A 16336-nucleotide genomic window follows, 5' to 3' on the forward strand; every position below is an offset into this window, starting at 1 on the left:
TCATTCATCTGATTAGCTGCAAAAGGGTAGCGAATAATTATTTCGCGCCTTCAAGTGCTTTTTGTGCAAGTGTGAAATATTCACCAACGTGGATGGATACGCCGGAAATTGCATCTGTTTTGCCTTCAGCGTCCATGGCAGGAGCTGTGCCTTTATTCTCAAGGAAGTATTTCTCGGCAAGGGCGATTTCTTCATGCCATTCAGCAGCTGCGCCGCCGGCTTTCATGCCGTATTTGCCGTCTACAGAATATTGTTTCTTATCATCGCCAGCAGCATTCACACCGCTGAAATTAACAGCTACAACGTTACCGTTAGCAACGGTAAGAGCTACAGTGGACTTCCAGCCGGATTTTGCATCCATTTCGCCTTCAGCTTTGTAACCGCCGTCTTTGTATGGACCAGCCTGAGCAGGGCCGGCAGCAAGTGCAGCCTGAGCCGCGCCAACGAAATCACTAACGTGTACGGATACACCGGAGATTGCATCGGTTTTGCCTTCAGCATTTACAGTAAGAGCCGCTGGATCTTGTTTCTCGATCAGGTAAGCTTCAGCTTTGGCTGCTTGCTCGTGCCATTCGGATTGAGCGCCGCCGATTTTCACCAGACCGTAGTTACCGTCTTCGGATACTTTTTTCTTCAAGTCGCCCGCTTTGTTAACATTGAAAGCATTCCAGTCAGCTTTGGTGATTTTGCCGCCTTCTACAGTAAGCAGAACGAAAGTCTGCCAGCCAGTTTCTTTATCAACATCCACTGTTCCGTAGTAGGTTCCGTCCTGGTACTTGCCTGTTTCGGCTGCAGGTGCAGTAGTTGCTTCAGTTGTAGCAGCAGCAGTTGCCGCAGGTGCTGTTGTTGCAGCTGCGTTCTCCGCCTTGTTACTGTTGCCACAACCTGCGAGTAAAGTACCCAGTACCAGAGCGCTTGACAAGATTACAGAAGCTTTTTTCATTTTAATATGACCCCCAAGAAAATAGTTTAAAATATATATATTAAAATGTAAAACATTTTAATAGCTGAGGAAGTGATAAAAATCACTTTATAAATGATAAATGTCACTTGCGAATCGGTCTTTAGTCCCTTTTTGTAGCAGGCATACGACATATATCGGCAGGCAATAAGAAAAAATTTAATCATATCGTTTCTTGTTCGATGGCATTTTAGCACAAGCAGTAGATATGTCATGTGAAAATAATCACTTAAATCATAAATAAATTTACTTCTGAAGTATATCAAATTTTAAAATACTTGAATAGGCTTTTAAAAAGACTTTTATGTGACAAAAGCTGAGTTTTTCTGCATGATTTTCCCGGGGTGTAGAGAAAGCCCCCGCACTTCCAGCCGATTCAGCAAAAACGGATAAGGGTAATAGGTCACAAGCAATTATAAGCTTTCGCCAGACTATAATTAGACAACTAAGGAGATGAGCTTGTAGTGGATAACAATGTGATCAAAGGCAAATGGCTGCAGTTTAAAGGTGAAGCCAAAAAGCAATGGGGCAAGTTGACGGATGACGATCTGGATGTCATTGACGGCGAAAAAGACAAGCTGGTAGGCAAGCTGCAGGAGCGTTACGGCCATTCCAAGGATGAAGCCGAAGCGGAATATCATAAATGGGAGCAATCCCACCGCAGCTAATCAGCAGTTAACGATAAGCAGGGCAGCGGAAGGGCGCAAATCGCATCTGATTTGCGCTCTTTTGCTGCATGCAGACATCCCGCATCCGATGGATGGAAAAAAATGCTTACATCGGTCTTCGCTCACATACATATACATATGCAATAGCTCTGATGCTTCATGTTTTCATTCCTCTGGTATGATAGTATAAATATAATTGTTATCTTATTTTTAGCTGCAGGAGTGAAGCCATGGAATATGTCAAAATCTTTTTTGTAAATACAGCTTTATTAATCACTCTGTCCTATCTGGCAAATTTAATATACAAGTACACTGTAACCCATGCATCCGAGCCTGTAAAAAGAGTAAGCTGGGTGCTGCTCGCGGTTTTCGCCGGGTGGATCAGCACCTTTTTCGGCTACAGACTGCATGAGCATGTGATTTTTGACCTGCGGTATGTCCCGCTGATCATTTCAACACTGGCGTACCCTCAGCCCCTGGTGCTGATTATTATCGGAATAGCAACCGGGCTTACGCGCCTAACCTTCGGAGTGACCCAGGCAGCATTGGTTGGCGTGCTGAATCTGACCCTCCTGGGCTTCGTCTGTGCCGCTCTGAGCCTCTGGATGAAGCGTTCGTCCTCCTCGATGATGTTCAAGGGGATCGTTACGATTCTGATCGTAAATGTAGTGAATGTGCTGAATATCGCCGTATTTGGGGTCATTCCCACCCATGAATACATAACGAAGATTCTGCCGGTTACCTTTGCTGCAGGCCTTGTCCTCAGTGCTCTGTTCGCGCTGATTATCCGCGACTTCCATCTGGACCTGATGCGTACCGGACAGATCATTAGAGCCAATAAGCTCTTGTCCGAGCAGACGGAGGAGCTGCATAAGAATAAAATCGTGCTGGAGGAAAGAGCCAAGCAGCTTATGCTCGCCTCACAGTTCAAATCGGAATTCCTGGCGAACATGTCCCATGAATTAAGAACTCCGCTGAACAGCATTATCAACCTGTCCCAGATGATTGAAGAAGGTGATGAATCCCTCAGTGCCAGCGAACTGTCCGAATATGGCGGGATTATTCACCGCTCCGGGGAGGATCTTCTGGCGCTCATCAATGATATTCTTGATCTGTCCAAGGTGGAGGCCGGGAAGCTGGATATCATTATTGAGGATATGAATACCAGCGAGGTCCCTGAACTGCTGCTCCAGCAGTTCGGCGTCGTAGCCAGACAGAAACAGCTGACCTTCAGTGTCTCCCTGGACGAAGAGGTGCCGGCGGTGATCTACACGGACCCCCAGCGGGTGCAGCAAATTCTGCGTAATCTGCTCTCGAATGCCTTCAAATTCACGATGACCGGCGGGGTCTCCATGAATATCCGCGTGGTGGAACGGCAGGAAGGGCCTGCCTTGCGGAAGTGGATTGCCTTCGAGGTGGAGGATACCGGAATCGGCATTCCCCCGGAGAAGCATGATCTGATCTTCGAAGCCTTTGAGCAGGCGGATATGAATGTCAGCCGCAAGTATGGCGGGACGGGGCTGGGCCTGTCCATCAGCAACGATCTGGCGAGACTGCTGGGCGGCTTCATTACCCTGCATAGCCGGGAAGGCCAGGGAAGCATATTCTCCCTGCATTTACCTCTGGATTCAAGCGCGTCCGTATAATCCCCTCAGGTCCAACATTATTTGTGATTTCGGTGTATTGACAGGAACCTGGTGCTGAGTAGAATGAAGCAAAAGCCGCATCAAAGGAGAGTCAACACCCGAATGAACATCATGAGAAGCCGGCCGCTGCGGAACCGTTCCAAGGATTTACGCAAAGCGTCCCTACACCGCAAGAATCTGCAGATCGCTACCTTTGAGGGGATACCGTCCACTATATTCCAGGTGCTGCTGCAAGGCCAATTTCTAACAGGCTTTCTGTTATACCTGGGTGCCAGCTCCAGTCAGATCGGATTTGTCCTGGCGCTTACTACGCTGGTGAATGTCGCACAGATTGGTGTGGCCTTCCTGATCCAGAAGCTGCCGAGCCGCAAGTGGGCGCTCGTGACTTTTATCGGCTTACACCGGCTGCTATGGGGATCTACGGGCCTGGTCCCGTTTATATTTCCGCAGGAGCACTGGGTTACCGCCTTCATCGTTCTATACACCATTGCCTTCATTGCCAATACCGCCGGCGGTGTGCTCTGGAACTCGGTCATCAGTGACCTGGTGCCTGCAAGGGTCCGGGGCCGGTATTTCGGCATTCGTAATACATTCCTTAATGCACTGGGAAGCCTGGTGATGTACGGGGGCGGTATTGTTCTTGACCGTTATCCGGGCGGACACGGATTCCTGATCCTGTATATTGTAGTGTGGATTTTCTCCATCTCGAACATCGTGGTGTTCTTCTTCTACCCGGATGTGCCGTTTGAGAAATCCGAAGAGAAGGCCTTCCTGCCGATGCTCAGGAAGCCGCTTCAGGACAAGCTGTTCATGAAATCCACGCTGTTCCTGTCGGCATGGCTGCTGCTGCAGAACCTGACTGTCCCGCTGTATTCGTATGTCATGCTGCAGCTGCTGAATATCAATTATGAGAAGCTGTCCCTGCTGAATGTCGCGCAGACGGTCTTCATGATGGCCAGCTTCTATGTATGGGGCAATCTGAACGCAAGGCACAGCAACAAGAAGCTGCTGCTCTGGACACTGCCGATTATCGCAGTCTCCTCCCTGATCTGGGGACTCTTGTCCGTGCTGCCGATGCTTCCGGTATTATTTGCGGCCCATATTGTGTTCGGCGTAGGCGTGGGCGGCTTCAACCAGCTCGCCTTCAACTTCATTATTGGAGATACGCCGAAGCGCGAACGGCCGATGTATATGGCGATGTATGCGGCGCTTACCGGTCTGGCGGCCTTCTTCGGCCCGCTGCTTGGAGGGCGTATCTATGAATGGATTAAGGATTGGCCCCATTGGATGCAAATCTACGGCATGCAGCTAGTTGTCGGAGTGCTGATGATTCTCCTGGCACTGCTGCTGGGCCGGCGTATTCTAAGGGATGAATAGGGAGGAAGATAAGGAGGCTATTCCGGTGACAAGAATTGCATTGGTACTGGGAGCTACAGGTCTGGTCGGCAGTGCGCTGACCCGGGACCTGCTGGGCGGGAATTGGGATGAGGTCCGTGTACTGGTCCGCCGCCCGCTTGAGCTTGAGCATCCCAAGCTGAGACAGATTCAAGTGGATTGGGACCGGCTTACGCAATACAGCGACGAATTCGCCGGTGTGTATGCAGTGTTCTGCTGTCTGGGAACCACGATTAAGCAGGCGGGCTCGCAGAAGCAGTTTGAACGGGTGGATCTGGAGTATCCGCTTGCCGCTGCCGCCCTGGCCAAGGCGCACAAGGTCAAGCAGTTCCTGGCCGTGTCCTCAATGGGGGCAAGCGCCAAATCGCGCACCTTCTACAGCCGGACCAAAGGGCGGACGGAGGAGGGCCTGATTGCTGCCGGATTCCATGGCCTGCATCTGTTCCGGCCTTCCCTGCTGCTGGGCGAGCGGGCTGAGTTCAGGCTGGGTGAACGTGCCGCGGCTGTGCTGATGAAGGCGCTGGACTTCGCCATGGTCGGCAAAGCCGCGAAGTTCAGGGCAATTCCTGCGGCCACGGTGGCCCGGGCCATGATGAACATCGCCCAGGCCGATACCGGCGGCGTTCATATCTACACGAATGATGTCATCCATGTCATCGGCAAGCATTAAGGGCACAGCAACAGCAGGTTTGCAAACCACGGACTCAAGGACTTACAATGAGCATACTAAATTAGGATGTACACAGCGGTCTAGGGGCCGCGTGCAGCATACAGGAGGCGTTCACTATGACTAAGAAACAAGTAGCTACAAGCAAAGCACCAGGAGCGATCGGCCCTTACAGCCAGGCCATTGTTGCGGGCAACTGGGTCTACACTTCAGGCCAGCTCGGAATGGACCCGCAGACGGCGGAACTGCCGGGCAGTGTGCAGGAGCAGGCACGCCAGTCGCTTAACAATGTGAAGGCCATTCTCGAAGAGGCCGGAGCTGCAATGGATCAGGTGGTGAAGACAACCGTGTATCTGAAGGACATGAATGATTTCGCGGCGGTCAACGAGGTGTACAGTACCTTCTTCACCGAGCCTTACCCGGCCCGCAGTGCCGTTGAGGTAGCCCGTCTGCCGAAAGACGCGCTGGTCGAGATCGAAGCGGTAGCGCGCAAGAAATAAGTCAGGCCGGATACATCCGGTCAGGGTATGGTACAGGGAAATCCCCCGCACGTGAAGCAGGCGTGCGGGGGATTTTGCGTTCACATATCCCAAAACAGAAAACCATTAGTTCAATTTATCTAGTATCTGCTACGGGAACGGCGTGGTGTCAGCACCAGCCAGATACTATAGATCAGAAGAAGCCCGGCGGCAATCAGCGCGGTGAAGAATACATTATCCGTGTCTTTGTGCTCTATTGCAATGGCGATGTAGGCCCAGACGAAGACGAGCGGGAAGATGCTGTCCCGGTAAGGGAAGCTAACCAGCACAGCCAGCACTGCACCGACGCAGAGCATGATGACTGCCCAGAACGTGCCGCTGAGCCCGAAGCCGCCCCAGTCGTTCTTCACCAGCACAACGCTGACATTGACAATAGTGGCTACCGAGATCCAGCCGAGATAGAGGCTGAAGGGCAGCTTCACCAGCCATTTCTCGCCTGCCGTAGGGTCCGGGATGAAGCGGGTATTACGGTAAATGACGATTAATGAGAGCAGCAGAAGCACCATCGCCACCAGCGACAGCTCAATGTACAGGTAATGCCAGAGAAGCAGCCAGCCCATATTGAAGAGACAGCTGAGCATGAACCAGATCCCTATCCGCTGGACGGAATCCCGGCCTCCGGTATCGCTGCGGAACTGATAAATAATGAATCCGGCCAGCAGCAGATAAATCACGGACCAGATGGAAAAAGCATAGCCCGCCGGTGTAAGGTACGTATGATACTTGTCCGAGATCTCAGCGGTGCTGTTCCCGCCAAGCGGCAGGACGACCGACAGGGTATTGACGGTAATGACGCCGAGGAATAGCACTAGATTCCCCCACTTATAAGGATTAGTTCCAGTCACATGACCACTCCTTAGCTTGATTGATAAATACGTTTTGGCCTTGGCCTATCCATGGCCTATATAGAATATACCCGCTTTGTCGGCAAATAAGACTAATCCGGCAAAAAAAATGACCGATTGGTCATAAAAAACGCGGATAGTATTCCCCGGGCCCGGGGTAATATGTAGTCAAGAAGTGGATCAGCAAGCAGCGAAGGGGGAGAAATTTCAATGGATAGCAGTGAGGCGATACGCCCCGAGAAGATGGGGCCGCTGGTGATGAAAGAGACCTGGAACACGCCGGGCAGCGTGGTGTCCTGGGAACGCTCTGAGAATGTGTATATCGTCCGGGGGGAATGCGCCGGGATGGTTTTTATCTTCCTGAGTGATGATATGTTCCGGATGAAGGTCTTCCATGGCAGGGTGCCGGACTTAACCACCTCGGAGGCGGTCCTGAAGGAGTGCTGTATCCCGCATCTGTTCCCGGTGGAGGAGACAGAAGAGGAGCTCATCTTCTCTACCGGCGCCATCCGGCTGATTATTGAGAAGACCTCGTTCCAGCTCCGGGTGGAGAATACGTCCCGCAAGGTGATCATGCAGCAGAATCTGGCGAGCTGGAACCCGCGCGGCGCGAGCCATGCGGAATATGATATGCAGCCGGACTCGCATTTCTACGGACTGGGTGAGAAATCAAGCTTCCTGGACAAACGCGGGGAGCGTTATACGAACTGGAACACCGATGTGTTCGCTCCGCATCTGCCGGAGATTGAGGCGCTCTACGAATCGATCCCGCTGATTATCCATATGCACGGTGATCTCTCCTACGGGCTGTTTCTGGACAATACGGGCCGGAGTGATTTTGACATGCGCTCGCACGGCATTGCTTTTACCATTGGCTGTTCTACGGGAGCGTACGATATCTATTTCATTAATGGACCCGAGATGAAGGATGTCGTCAAAAGATACACCACACTCACCGGCCGGATCGCGCTTCCGCCGAAGTGGGCGCTTGGTTACCACCAGTCGCGCTACAGTTATATGAATCAGCAGGAGGTACTGCAGCTTGCCAAGACCTTCCGTGAGAAGAATATCCCGTGCGATGTGATCTATCTGGATATCCACTATATGGACGAGTACCGCGTGTTCACCTTCGACCCTGTCAACTTCCCTGATCCGCAGAAAATGATCTCGGAGCTCGCGGAGCTGGGCGTGCGCATTGTCCCGATTGTCGATCCCGGCGTCAAAAAAGACCCCAAATACGAGGTGTATAAGCAAGGTGTGCTGGAAAAGCACTTTTGCCGCCGCCTGGAGGGCGATATTTTCTTCGGTGAGGTGTGGCCGGGGATCAGTGCCTTTCCGGATTTCAGCGACAGCCGGACCGCCGAGTGGTGGGGAGACCTGCATCAATATTACACCGACCTCGGGATTCAGGGCATCTGGAACGATATGAACGAGCCTGCGGTCTTTAATGAATCCAAGACGATGGACCTTGATGTGATGCACTTCAACAACGGGCGGCCGGTTACTCATGAGGAGTACCATAACCTGTACGGGATGATGATGTCCAAGGCGACCTATGAGGGGCTGGCCGAGCATATGGGGGGCGAGCGTCCCTTCGTGCTGACCCGTGCCGGATATGCGGGTATCCAGCGCTATGCGGCCGTATGGACTGGCGATAACCGCAGCTTCTGGGAGCATATGGCGATGGCGATGCCTATGGTGCTGAACATGGGGCTGTCCGGGTTGGCCTTCGCGGGGCCGGATATCGGCGGGTTCGCCCATCATACGTCGGCGCAGCTGCTGGTGCGGTGGACGCAAATGGGCGTGTTTTTCCCCTACTGCCGGAATCACTCCTCCATCGGGACGCTGCGCCAGGAGCCGTGGTCCTTCGGGGAAGAGGTGGAAGGGATTCTGCGTGAATTCATCGGGCTGAGGTACCGCTGGATGCCGCATTTGTATAATCTGTTTCATGAAGCAGAGAAGAGCGGTCTGCCTGTCATCCGTCCATTGGTGCTCGAATATCCGCGTGATCCGCATGTCAGTAACCTGTGCGACCAGTTCCTGCTGGGTGAAAATGTGCTGATTGCCCCGGTCTATCGCCCGGATACGGATCACCGCTCTGTCTATCTGCCGGAAGGCCGCTGGCTGGATTATTGGGACGGAGAGATCCACGAAGGCGGACGCCATATTCTGGCCGCTGCGCCGCTGCACATCATGCCGATGTATGTGAAGGCCGGCAGCTTCGTGGCCGAAGGCCCGCTGAGACAATATGCGCTGGAGGATACGGAGGAGACAATTATTTTCCACCTCTATGGGGCGGAAGCGGCTGAGGGCTTCTCTTCGTCCTTCAGGCTGTATGAGGATGACGGCCACAGCTTCAGCTACCGCAAGGGGCAGTATACGGAGCTTGCCGTCCAGGCCGAGGGCCAGGGGGATGCGCTGGTGCTGAAGTGGGCGTATGCGGTGCACGGCTACAAGCCGCGCAGGGAGACGCTGCGGTTCGCGCTCTGTTATCCGTTCTTCACCGCAGCTGCGGTGGAGGGGCTTGCGGAGATCAGCCTGGAGCAGCTGAATGAGGGGGGATTGGGCTGGGCCTATAACGGCAAGAACGGCGCGATCATCGTTCAGGTGGCAGATGCTGCGGAGAGCGGGGAACTGCGGATTCTGGCGGGTAAGGAGCAGGGTGCAGATGAAGTTAACCCATAAGAGCTATGTAGCATAGCACGGATTGGCTGGAGTTAAGGACCGGCTTCGCCTGGAAAGAGGGCGGGCCGGTTTTTTGTGGTGTGTGTGGGGGAGGGGATGCTGACCGGCAAGGAAGGAACGAGGTATAATCCTGCTCAAAAGGCAACATTCCCTTTAGTATCGCGAGCATAACTCCGAAATGTTGTAAGAAATGCATTAATCCCGCTCCCCGCAGTCGCTATTTGAGAGAATTGCTGACATTCCTGCAACATTTCCCCTCAAAGCCAACTATTAATGAGCCGGAGTTGACATTTATGCAACAATTTGGATCGTTGCCTCATTTTTGTGGCCCGTCTGCTGCTGAGGAAGTAACGCTAACTGAACTGTAATGGGCCGCTCTGAACAAAAATCTGCTGTAAATCGCAGAAAAAGCGCAGAAAGGTTTTTAAATATATGGTTTTTCGTATAAGATGAAGGGATGAAGAAAAAGTTGCAGCAATAACTTAAGCGTTCATCGAATGGTTGTACAGTTCATGCTGCGGGTGCAGCCTCATAATATACTTCTCGCGCAGAAGGAGACAGTCTTCCGGTCTGGAAGGGCTGGCTCTTGCTGTCTGCTCAAAAGAATGGAGATCAACAATGATTAAGCATCTGTATGCTATATGGTTAGGGGACGTATTATTCTGCTTCTCGGGCGAAACCTCCGAGCCGAAGGTGGACGCATGGACACGCGTGATCAAGCGGCTGGAGCTCCGCAGCGGGTGGCGTCCTTTTGCGGGTGCTGCGCTGCGGCTGGCAGAGGTTAAGTATCCTGCGGCCGCTGCTGTGGAGGGCAGGCCGGCGCGGCGCGGACTGCCCGGACGCACACTGGAAGGGCTGGCGCTGTCGCCGAAGGATGCCTTCGAGCTGCTGCTGGCCTGGGATGAACAGGCCAGCCGTGCCCAGGGCATCGAGCCCGGGGGAGAGCTGCGCTACTGGTCGGCAGCGGCCCGCTTCGCGCTGGAGCTGATGGGTAAGGGCGGGATTGTGCCCGGCGCCCAGCCGCCGCGCAAGGTCGGATCGCGGCGGCGCGGCGGCGAACAGGCCGCTGCCGTATGCTGGTCACCGGCGTTCCGGGAAGAGGCGGATAAGGAATTCTTCCTGCAGATGGCGGCTTCTATGCCGGTGCTTGCACTCGGCACACACGTTGCCGAGGAAGGCGACCTGTCCTCGCGCGAGGAAGCGGGCGGCTATGTGCTGTATTCCTTCCTGCAGGCGGTCATGACCGCCGAGATCAAGAATGTGGTTGCCGCCCATGAGAGTGCGCTGTCGCCGTATAAGGCCAATTACCGCCGCGGCTATTCTCCGCTGACTGAGCTGTGGTGGAACAGTCTGCTCACGGGAAGCCGGGATATCCCCGTGCAGGGGACCCCGGCTGAGGTGACGGAGCTGCTGACAGTCGTGAACGAGACAGCGGGCCATGAGGTGCCGCATTTCGAGACTGAGGAGGCCCGCAGCGGGCAGCTTAGCCTGGGCCTGCGGCTGGAGCCGCCGGCGGAGGAGAGCGAGTTGTGGCAGCTGACCTTCTGGGCGGAGAGCCGGGAGGAGGGTGAATTCTGGATTCCGGCGGAAGCGGTCTGGAGCAGCCCGGAGCGGGAATTCACCCTATGGGGCAAGCGCTACCGCAATATTCAGCAGCAGCTGCTTGCGGCGCTGGGACGGGCGGCGAAGAGTTCGCCGGACATCCTGCGGTCGCTGGCTGAACCGGCCCCGCGCGGTATTGAGCTTCCGCCGGAGCGGCTGTATTTCTTCCTGAAGGACAGCGTACAGCAGCTGCGGGAACGGGGAATTACGGTGCAGATGCCTTCGCGCTGGAGCCGGGAGGGACGGCGGCGGATCGGCATGAGAATGAAGATGCAGCCGCCGGCGGGCGGAACGGACGGCCCGGTGCAGCCGGCGCTGGGCATGGAGGAGCTGATCTCCTTCCGTATTGAAGCCTCTCTGGGGGATTCAGACATCACGGAGGATGAGTTGAATGCTCTGGTGGAAGCGGGTGTGCCTTTTGTACGCTTCCGGGGAGAATGGATTGAAGTGGACCCGAAGGAAGTGCGTCAGGTCCTGAGATATATGAAGCGTAACGAGAGTGGAGAGATGACGGCGGCCGACTGGATGCGTCTGGAGGCTGAGGACGGCGATGAGCGGCTATGGAAGGGCATGTCGGTTACAGGCATGGAGACCTCCGGCCTGCTGGCCTCCCTTATGCACGGCGATGTGCTGCGCGGGATGCCGCTGCGTCCGGTGCCGGAGGGTCTGAACGGAACGCTGCGCCCTTATCAGGAGCGGGGCTATCAATGGCTTACGGCACTCAGCAGTCTCGGCTTCGGAGTCTGTCTGGCCGATGACATGGGCCTCGGTAAAACCGTGCAGGTCATCACCTGCCTCCTGGACCGGGCGCTGAATGCACCGCCGGGCGAGAAGCAGGAGCCTGTGCTGATTCTCTGCCCGACCTCTCTGCTGGGGAACTGGCAGCGGGAATTGCAGCGCTTCGCCCCTTCGCTTAGCTTGCATATTCATCATGGAGGGCGGCGGGTACGCGGCGAAGGGTTCAGGGAGCTGGCGGTCAGCCATGAGATTGTGCTGACCACCTACCATCTGGCGGGCCGGGACAGCGAGGATCTGGCCGGGGTACGCTGGTCCACTGTGGTGCTGGATGAAGCACAGTACATCAAGAATCACCGCACCAAGCAGGCGCAGAGCGTCATGAAGCTGACCGCGCCGCACCGGATCGCAATGACCGGGACTCCGGTGGAGAACCGGCTGGGCGAGCTGTGGTCGATTTTTCACTTCCTCAACCCTGGCTACCTGGGGACGTATCATTCCTTCCGCCAGCGTTATGTGTCGGGAGAAGGCGGCGAACGGCTGCGTGAGCTGCACCGCCTGGTCTCGCCCTTCCTGCTGCGGCGTCTCAAGAGTGACCCGGATATCTCGAAGGATCTGCCGGAGAAGCTTGAGCTGAAGTCTTATTGTCCGCTTACGGAGACGCAGGCCGCGCTGTATCAGGGGGTTGTGGACGAGATGCTTGGTGTCATCGGCGAACGCTCGGGCATGGCCCGGCGCGGGCTGGTGCTGTCTTCCCTGACCAAGCTGAAGCAGATCTGCGATCATCCCCAGCTGTTCCGCAAGGACGAGGGGCGGAGCGTGCGCAGTGAGCCTTCGGGCAAAATGGATGTCATGTTCGAGGTGCTGGACAGCATCTCCGAGCTTGGCGAGTCGGCGCTGATCTTCACGCAGTATGTGGCGATGGGCGAGCTGCTTGTCAGCCGGCTGGCCCGAAGATACGGGCAGACGCCGCTGTTCCTGCATGGCGGAATCTCGAAGCGCGAGCGCGACGAGATGGTGCATGCTTTTCAGGAGGGGGACGGTCCCGCCTTCTTCGTACTGTCGCTCAAAGCGGGAGGCGTCGGCCTCAATCTGACACGGGCCAATCATGTGCTGCATTATGACCGCTGGTGGAACCCGGCCGTGGAGAATCAGGCGACGGACCGCGCCTTCCGGATAGGTCAGCACAAGAATGTGCAGGTGCACAAGCTGATCTGCCAGGGGACGCTGGAAGAGAGGATCGACGAATTGATTGAACGCAAAAAAAGCCTGTCCGAGCAGGTCGTCGGCTCCGGCGAGAACTGGTTGACCGAGATGTCCAACCATGAGCTGAAAGAGCTGATTGAACTGCAGGGACAGGATTGGATGTAGATCAGGCAACACATTGTAAGGCAGAAGGAGGAAGCATCTATGAATGAGCTGCTGGAGCTACGGCTGGAGGTGCTGCCTGGAGTCATCAAGGCGACCGGGAGTCTGGGACCTGCTGCTGAAGGAGCAGACAGACGCAGCGGCAAAGCCGGAGTCGGGAGAGAGAAGCAGGGAGTGCGGGGCCAGCGGGTGGAACCGGTGCGGCAAGACCAGCAGGTGCCATTACCGCAGGTACAACGGGAGGCTGTCACTCTACACATTCCGCAGTGGACGCCCGCCCGGAAGAATGAAGTGCTGCATCAGCTCTCTGCACATCCGGGTGAATTGTATGATCTGCTGCAGGGCAGTCTGAACGGCGGGCTTGCTGCGCTGGAGCTGCTGCCTGCGGAAGATGAGTTAAGGCTGGCAGCGGATGAACAGGGCACGGGTCTGCTGCCCGCTGAGGAGCTGGTGCAGCTTATCAGGCAGCAACTGACCAAGGAGCCGCTGCTTGCGTTCGCCTTGCGCGGATTGTCCAAGGAAGAGCTGCTCTCCGGCGTATTCGCCTTGTGGGCGGAGCAGGAGAATGAGCGGAGCACAGAAGAAGGCGGGCCTGCGGCCGTGTCGCTCGCGTCCGAGCTGGCCCGGCTGGAGCGCAAGGGTCCGGCTGTATCCTCAGGCGAGTGGCTGGCCGAGGCAGCGGCTGAGGGCTCATTGCATCAGCCGGGGCCGCTGTTCCATGAGATCGCCTCCCGGCCGTTCCCGGCTATGCCTGAGGTGATGGAGCCGGAGGAGGACTGGAGCACACTCCTGCCGCAGACACCCAAGGCGCGTGAAGGGCTCACGCTGCTAATGCGCCGGGTCGCGGAAGCTGCCGCCAAGCGTGCGGCAGGCTTGAATAAGCTGTAGCTGCGGGTTCGTGAGGTGGGCTTTGAGTAAGCTGTAGGTGCATGGGTTCGTGAGTAGGGGCTTGAGTAAGCTGTAGGTGCATGGGTTCGTGAGTAGGGCTTGAGTAAGCTCCGGGTTGCACGGATAGGTGCGGTGGGATTGAATGAGCTGTAGGCTACAATGTTTGTGCGGCGACTGAAGCTGCTCTTTAAGTAATATAGAGTGTAAACTAGACCAACTGGTGGAAATGAATCAGATGCCGGGACACGAACGCAAGAGATGATCTTACAAGTAATATTAGTTTTGAGAGCAGTGCGCCGGGTAGGTTGCGGGAGGCTGCAAGGGAATGAAGGGGATAAATCCCTCTGAATCGGCCGGAAGTTGACGTGCGGACATTTAGCTGATATTTAGCAGGCGGAAATGAGGAGCAGAAGTGCACCTGAATTAGCCCAAATCGGACGGTAGGGGGAAATAAGGAGCAGAAGTGCACCTGAATTAGCCCAAATCGGGCGGTAGGTGGAAATGAGGAGCAGAAGTGCACCTGAATTGGGCGAAACCGGGCGGGAAGCGGGAATGAGGAGCAGAAGTGCACCTGAATTAGCTCGAATCGGGCGGAAGGCGGGAATGAGGGGCAGAAGTGCCCCTGATTTAGCCCAAACTGGGTGGTAGGGCGGGCCCGCCACATCAAGCCAGCAAAACACAAGAGGAGCACAAAAGTGCCCCTCTTGTAGCCGGATAAAGGCGTAGCTGCGGCCAATTCATCCTAAGTTTATGTGTGTTCTGTACTGCACAATTAAGGCTCGGTGCCGCCGCTGCCTTCGGACAGCTCCAGGATCTCCCGGCGCAGGCGGAGCATCTTCTGGTCCAGCTCATCGGCGGCGCGGGCCGCTTCTTTCAGCTCCTCGGCCACATGCGAGGGCAGCTGTTTGTCGAATTTATAGTAGAGAATATGCTCCATGCTGGCCCAGAAATCCATTGCCAGCGTACGGAGCTGCATTTCTGCCTTCACCCAGCGGGTGCCGTCGAGCAGCACCAGCGGAATCGCCACAATGAGATGCAGGCTCTGGTAGCCGTTCGGCTTCGGATGGGCGATGTAATCCTTGATCTCAAGCACACGGATGTCCTCGCGGGCGCACAGGTGATCTACCAGCCTGTAAATGTCCTTGACGAAGGCGCAGACAATTCGCATCCCCGCAATATCATGGATGTACTGTTCCATATTATCAAGGTTAAGCTCATAGCCCTTGCGCTGCATCTTTTGCACAATGCTCTTCGGTTCTTTGATCCGGCACTTCACATGCTCAATCGGGCTGAAGCCGTCACGCACCTGCCACTCGGTCCGGATGATATCGATTTTATTCTCAAGCTCATTCAGAGCATGACGGTACAGCGCCGGCAACGCCTTGAAATTCTCAACCTGACTGGCGAAATCCTCGTTAATCTGCCATTTCTGCATATCCTTCACATGGACCTGCAACTTGTTCAATGTTACCTGTGTACTATCATTTTCTTCCACTGAAACTCTCCCGGTGATCGTAATTTGTGACTGTAGACCATGAATGGATGACGACGGCAATCTTATACAGTGCTTGCAGCTGATCTGATTCTATTTTAACCGATGTTAAGCCCCGGAAGCAAAATAAAACCGTAACCCTGCGCGGAGAGAAACATTCTTCACTCAGGCGCGTATTAGCACAGTATAGGCATTAGGCCGTCCTTACGCCCAAGCTCCGTTCATCCTTATCCTTATTTGTTGGTGGGAGAGCCTGTGCCGTATCCTTCATCCTGATAGCCTGTGTTCTCCAGCTTCTGCAGGACGTTCAAGCTTTCGATCTGCTGGCGTGTCTCATCGGTACCGTGGTCATGCAGATACTGGAACAGGCGGATGGTGGCGTCATCGAACTGCTCTGCGCCATCATCATGATCGGCTGACTTATAGGGGACCACGGCACGCCGGAAGGCGTAGTCATCCCCGCTGGCCAAATCGGTGAGAAGGTCCTGAAGCACGGTCAGCTCGTCACTGGAGAGCAGAACCTCATACTCGCTTGACTCGCTTCTCTCTTCCTGAATCAGACCGTGGTTCACAGAGACGAAATATCGGTTAAGGTTATCGTCAGGCACAATTCATCCCTCCATGATTGGATAATGTACGGGTACGCGGGAACGGATACAGCAGAAGACCATACGTATGATTGCTTCTTCCGCAGCATACTCATTCCAAGTAAGAACGCAAGCCGCCTATACTTGGTATTTACCACATGACGACAAATAATGAATCTGCTGTGGACTTTTGGTATGATAGAATCACGTTTTACGCTGCTGTATGGAGCGGCAATTGAAATACGCGGCTGCGAATCA

At 55.0% G+C, this 16336-nt stretch carries 12 protein-coding genes; 8 read left to right on the forward strand and 4 right to left on the reverse strand.

From position 1 onward, the window contains the following. Window positions 1-37: 37 nt before the first annotated feature. Complete coding sequence (locus MHH28_RS25170) at window positions 38-943, reverse strand: FMN-binding protein (protein WP_405106581.1); 906 nt, start codon at window positions 941-943, stop codon at window positions 38-40. A gap of 482 nt (window positions 944-1425) precedes the next feature. Between MHH28_RS25170 and MHH28_RS25175 the strand changes: the two genes are divergently transcribed. The 5 genes from MHH28_RS25175 (at window position 1426) to MHH28_RS25195 (ending at window position 5837) form a co-directional block, all read left to right on the forward strand. After that, window positions 1426-1629 (forward strand): CsbD family protein, encoded by a 204-nt coding sequence (locus MHH28_RS25175; RefSeq protein WP_173140837.1) that lies wholly within the window; start codon window positions 1426-1428, stop codon window positions 1627-1629. A gap of 230 nt (window positions 1630-1859) precedes the next feature. Continuing rightward, window positions 1860-3275 carry an ATP-binding protein gene (locus MHH28_RS25180; RefSeq protein WP_405106583.1) on the forward strand — a complete coding sequence of 472 codons (1416 nt, stop codon included), beginning with the start codon at window positions 1860-1862 and terminating at the stop codon, window positions 3273-3275. Window positions 3276-3377: 102 nt separating this feature from the next. Beyond that, complete coding sequence (locus MHH28_RS25185) at window positions 3378-4652, forward strand: MFS transporter (protein WP_405106585.1); 1275 nt, start codon at window positions 3378-3380, stop codon at window positions 4650-4652. A 25-nt stretch (window positions 4653-4677) separates the two neighbouring features. Beyond that, window positions 4678-5340 (forward strand): NAD(P)H-binding protein, encoded by a 663-nt coding sequence (locus MHH28_RS25190; RefSeq protein ID WP_405106587.1) that lies wholly within the window; start codon window positions 4678-4680, stop codon window positions 5338-5340. Between the two features lie 116 nt (window positions 5341-5456). Beyond that, window positions 5457-5837, forward strand: coding sequence for a RidA family protein (locus tag MHH28_RS25195; RefSeq protein ID WP_341014872.1), 381 nt, complete (start codon window positions 5457-5459; stop codon window positions 5835-5837). 119 nt (window positions 5838-5956) lie between these two features. Here MHH28_RS25195 and MHH28_RS25200 read toward each other — a convergent pair whose 3' ends face one another. Next, window positions 5957-6721 carry a tryptophan-rich sensory protein gene (locus tag MHH28_RS25200; RefSeq protein WP_405106590.1) on the reverse strand — a complete coding sequence of 255 codons (765 nt, stop codon included), beginning with the start codon at window positions 6719-6721 and terminating at the stop codon, window positions 5957-5959. A gap of 210 nt (window positions 6722-6931) precedes the next feature. On the opposite strand from MHH28_RS25200, the gene MHH28_RS25205 reads away from it, so the two are divergent. The 3 genes from MHH28_RS25205 to MHH28_RS25215 all read left to right on the forward strand — a co-directional run bounded on the left by MHH28_RS25205 (window position 6932) and on the right by MHH28_RS25215 (window position 13999). Beyond that, window positions 6932-9406: a TIM-barrel domain-containing protein gene (locus MHH28_RS25205; protein ID WP_405106592.1), complete on the forward strand. Its 2475-nt coding sequence runs from the start codon at window positions 6932-6934 to the stop codon at window positions 9404-9406. 618 nt (window positions 9407-10024) lie between these two features. Beyond that, window positions 10025-13114: a DEAD/DEAH box helicase gene (locus MHH28_RS25210; RefSeq protein WP_405106594.1), complete on the forward strand. Its 3090-nt coding sequence runs from the start codon at window positions 10025-10027 to the stop codon at window positions 13112-13114. Window positions 13115-13153: 39 nt separating this feature from the next. Then, a complete protein-coding gene (locus MHH28_RS25215) occupies window positions 13154-13999 on the forward strand; it encodes a hypothetical protein (protein ID WP_405106596.1) in 846 nt (281 codons plus the stop codon). A gap of 772 nt (window positions 14000-14771) precedes the next feature. On the opposite strand, the gene MHH28_RS25220 is transcribed toward MHH28_RS25215, so the two are convergent. Both MHH28_RS25220 and MHH28_RS25225 read right to left on the reverse strand, forming a co-directional pair. Beyond that, window positions 14772-15434: a GTP pyrophosphokinase family protein gene (locus MHH28_RS25220; protein WP_405117246.1), complete on the reverse strand. Its 663-nt coding sequence runs from the start codon at window positions 15432-15434 to the stop codon at window positions 14772-14774. Between the two features lie 290 nt (window positions 15435-15724). After that, entirely contained in the window at window positions 15725-16099 is a 375-nt protein-coding gene (locus MHH28_RS25225; RefSeq protein WP_405106598.1) for a hypothetical protein, read from the reverse strand. Window positions 16100-16336: the final 237 nt, after the last annotated feature.

Source organism: Paenibacillus sp. FSL K6-1217 (assembly GCF_045040735.1).
Classification (GTDB): domain Bacteria; phylum Bacillota; class Bacilli; order Paenibacillales; family Paenibacillaceae; genus Paenibacillus_AQ.

Bases quoted from the DNA above. Each gene is read 5' to 3' on its own strand.
- MHH28_RS25170 (WP_405106581.1), bottom strand. From the start codon at position 943: ATGAAAAAAGCTTCTGTAATCTTGTCAAGCGCTCTGGTACTGGGTACT.
- MHH28_RS25180 (WP_405106583.1), top strand. From the start codon at position 1,860: ATGGAATATGTCAAAATCTTTTTTGTAAATACAGCTTTATTAATCACT.
- MHH28_RS25185 (WP_405106585.1), top strand. From the start codon at position 3,378: ATGAACATCATGAGAAGCCGGCCGCTGCGGAACCGTTCCAAGGATTTA.
- MHH28_RS25195 (WP_341014872.1), top strand. From the start codon at position 5,457: ATGACTAAGAAACAAGTAGCTACAAGCAAAGCACCAGGAGCGATCGGC.
- MHH28_RS25205 (WP_405106592.1), top strand. From the start codon at position 6,932: ATGGATAGCAGTGAGGCGATACGCCCCGAGAAGATGGGGCCGCTGGTG.
- MHH28_RS25210 (WP_405106594.1), top strand. From the start codon at position 10,025: ATGATTAAGCATCTGTATGCTATATGGTTAGGGGACGTATTATTCTGC.
- MHH28_RS25215 (WP_405106596.1), top strand. From the start codon at position 13,154: ATGAATGAGCTGCTGGAGCTACGGCTGGAGGTGCTGCCTGGAGTCATC.
- MHH28_RS25220 (WP_405117246.1), bottom strand. From the start codon at position 15,434: ATGCAGAAATGGCAGATTAACGAGGATTTCGCCAGTCAGGTTGAGAAT.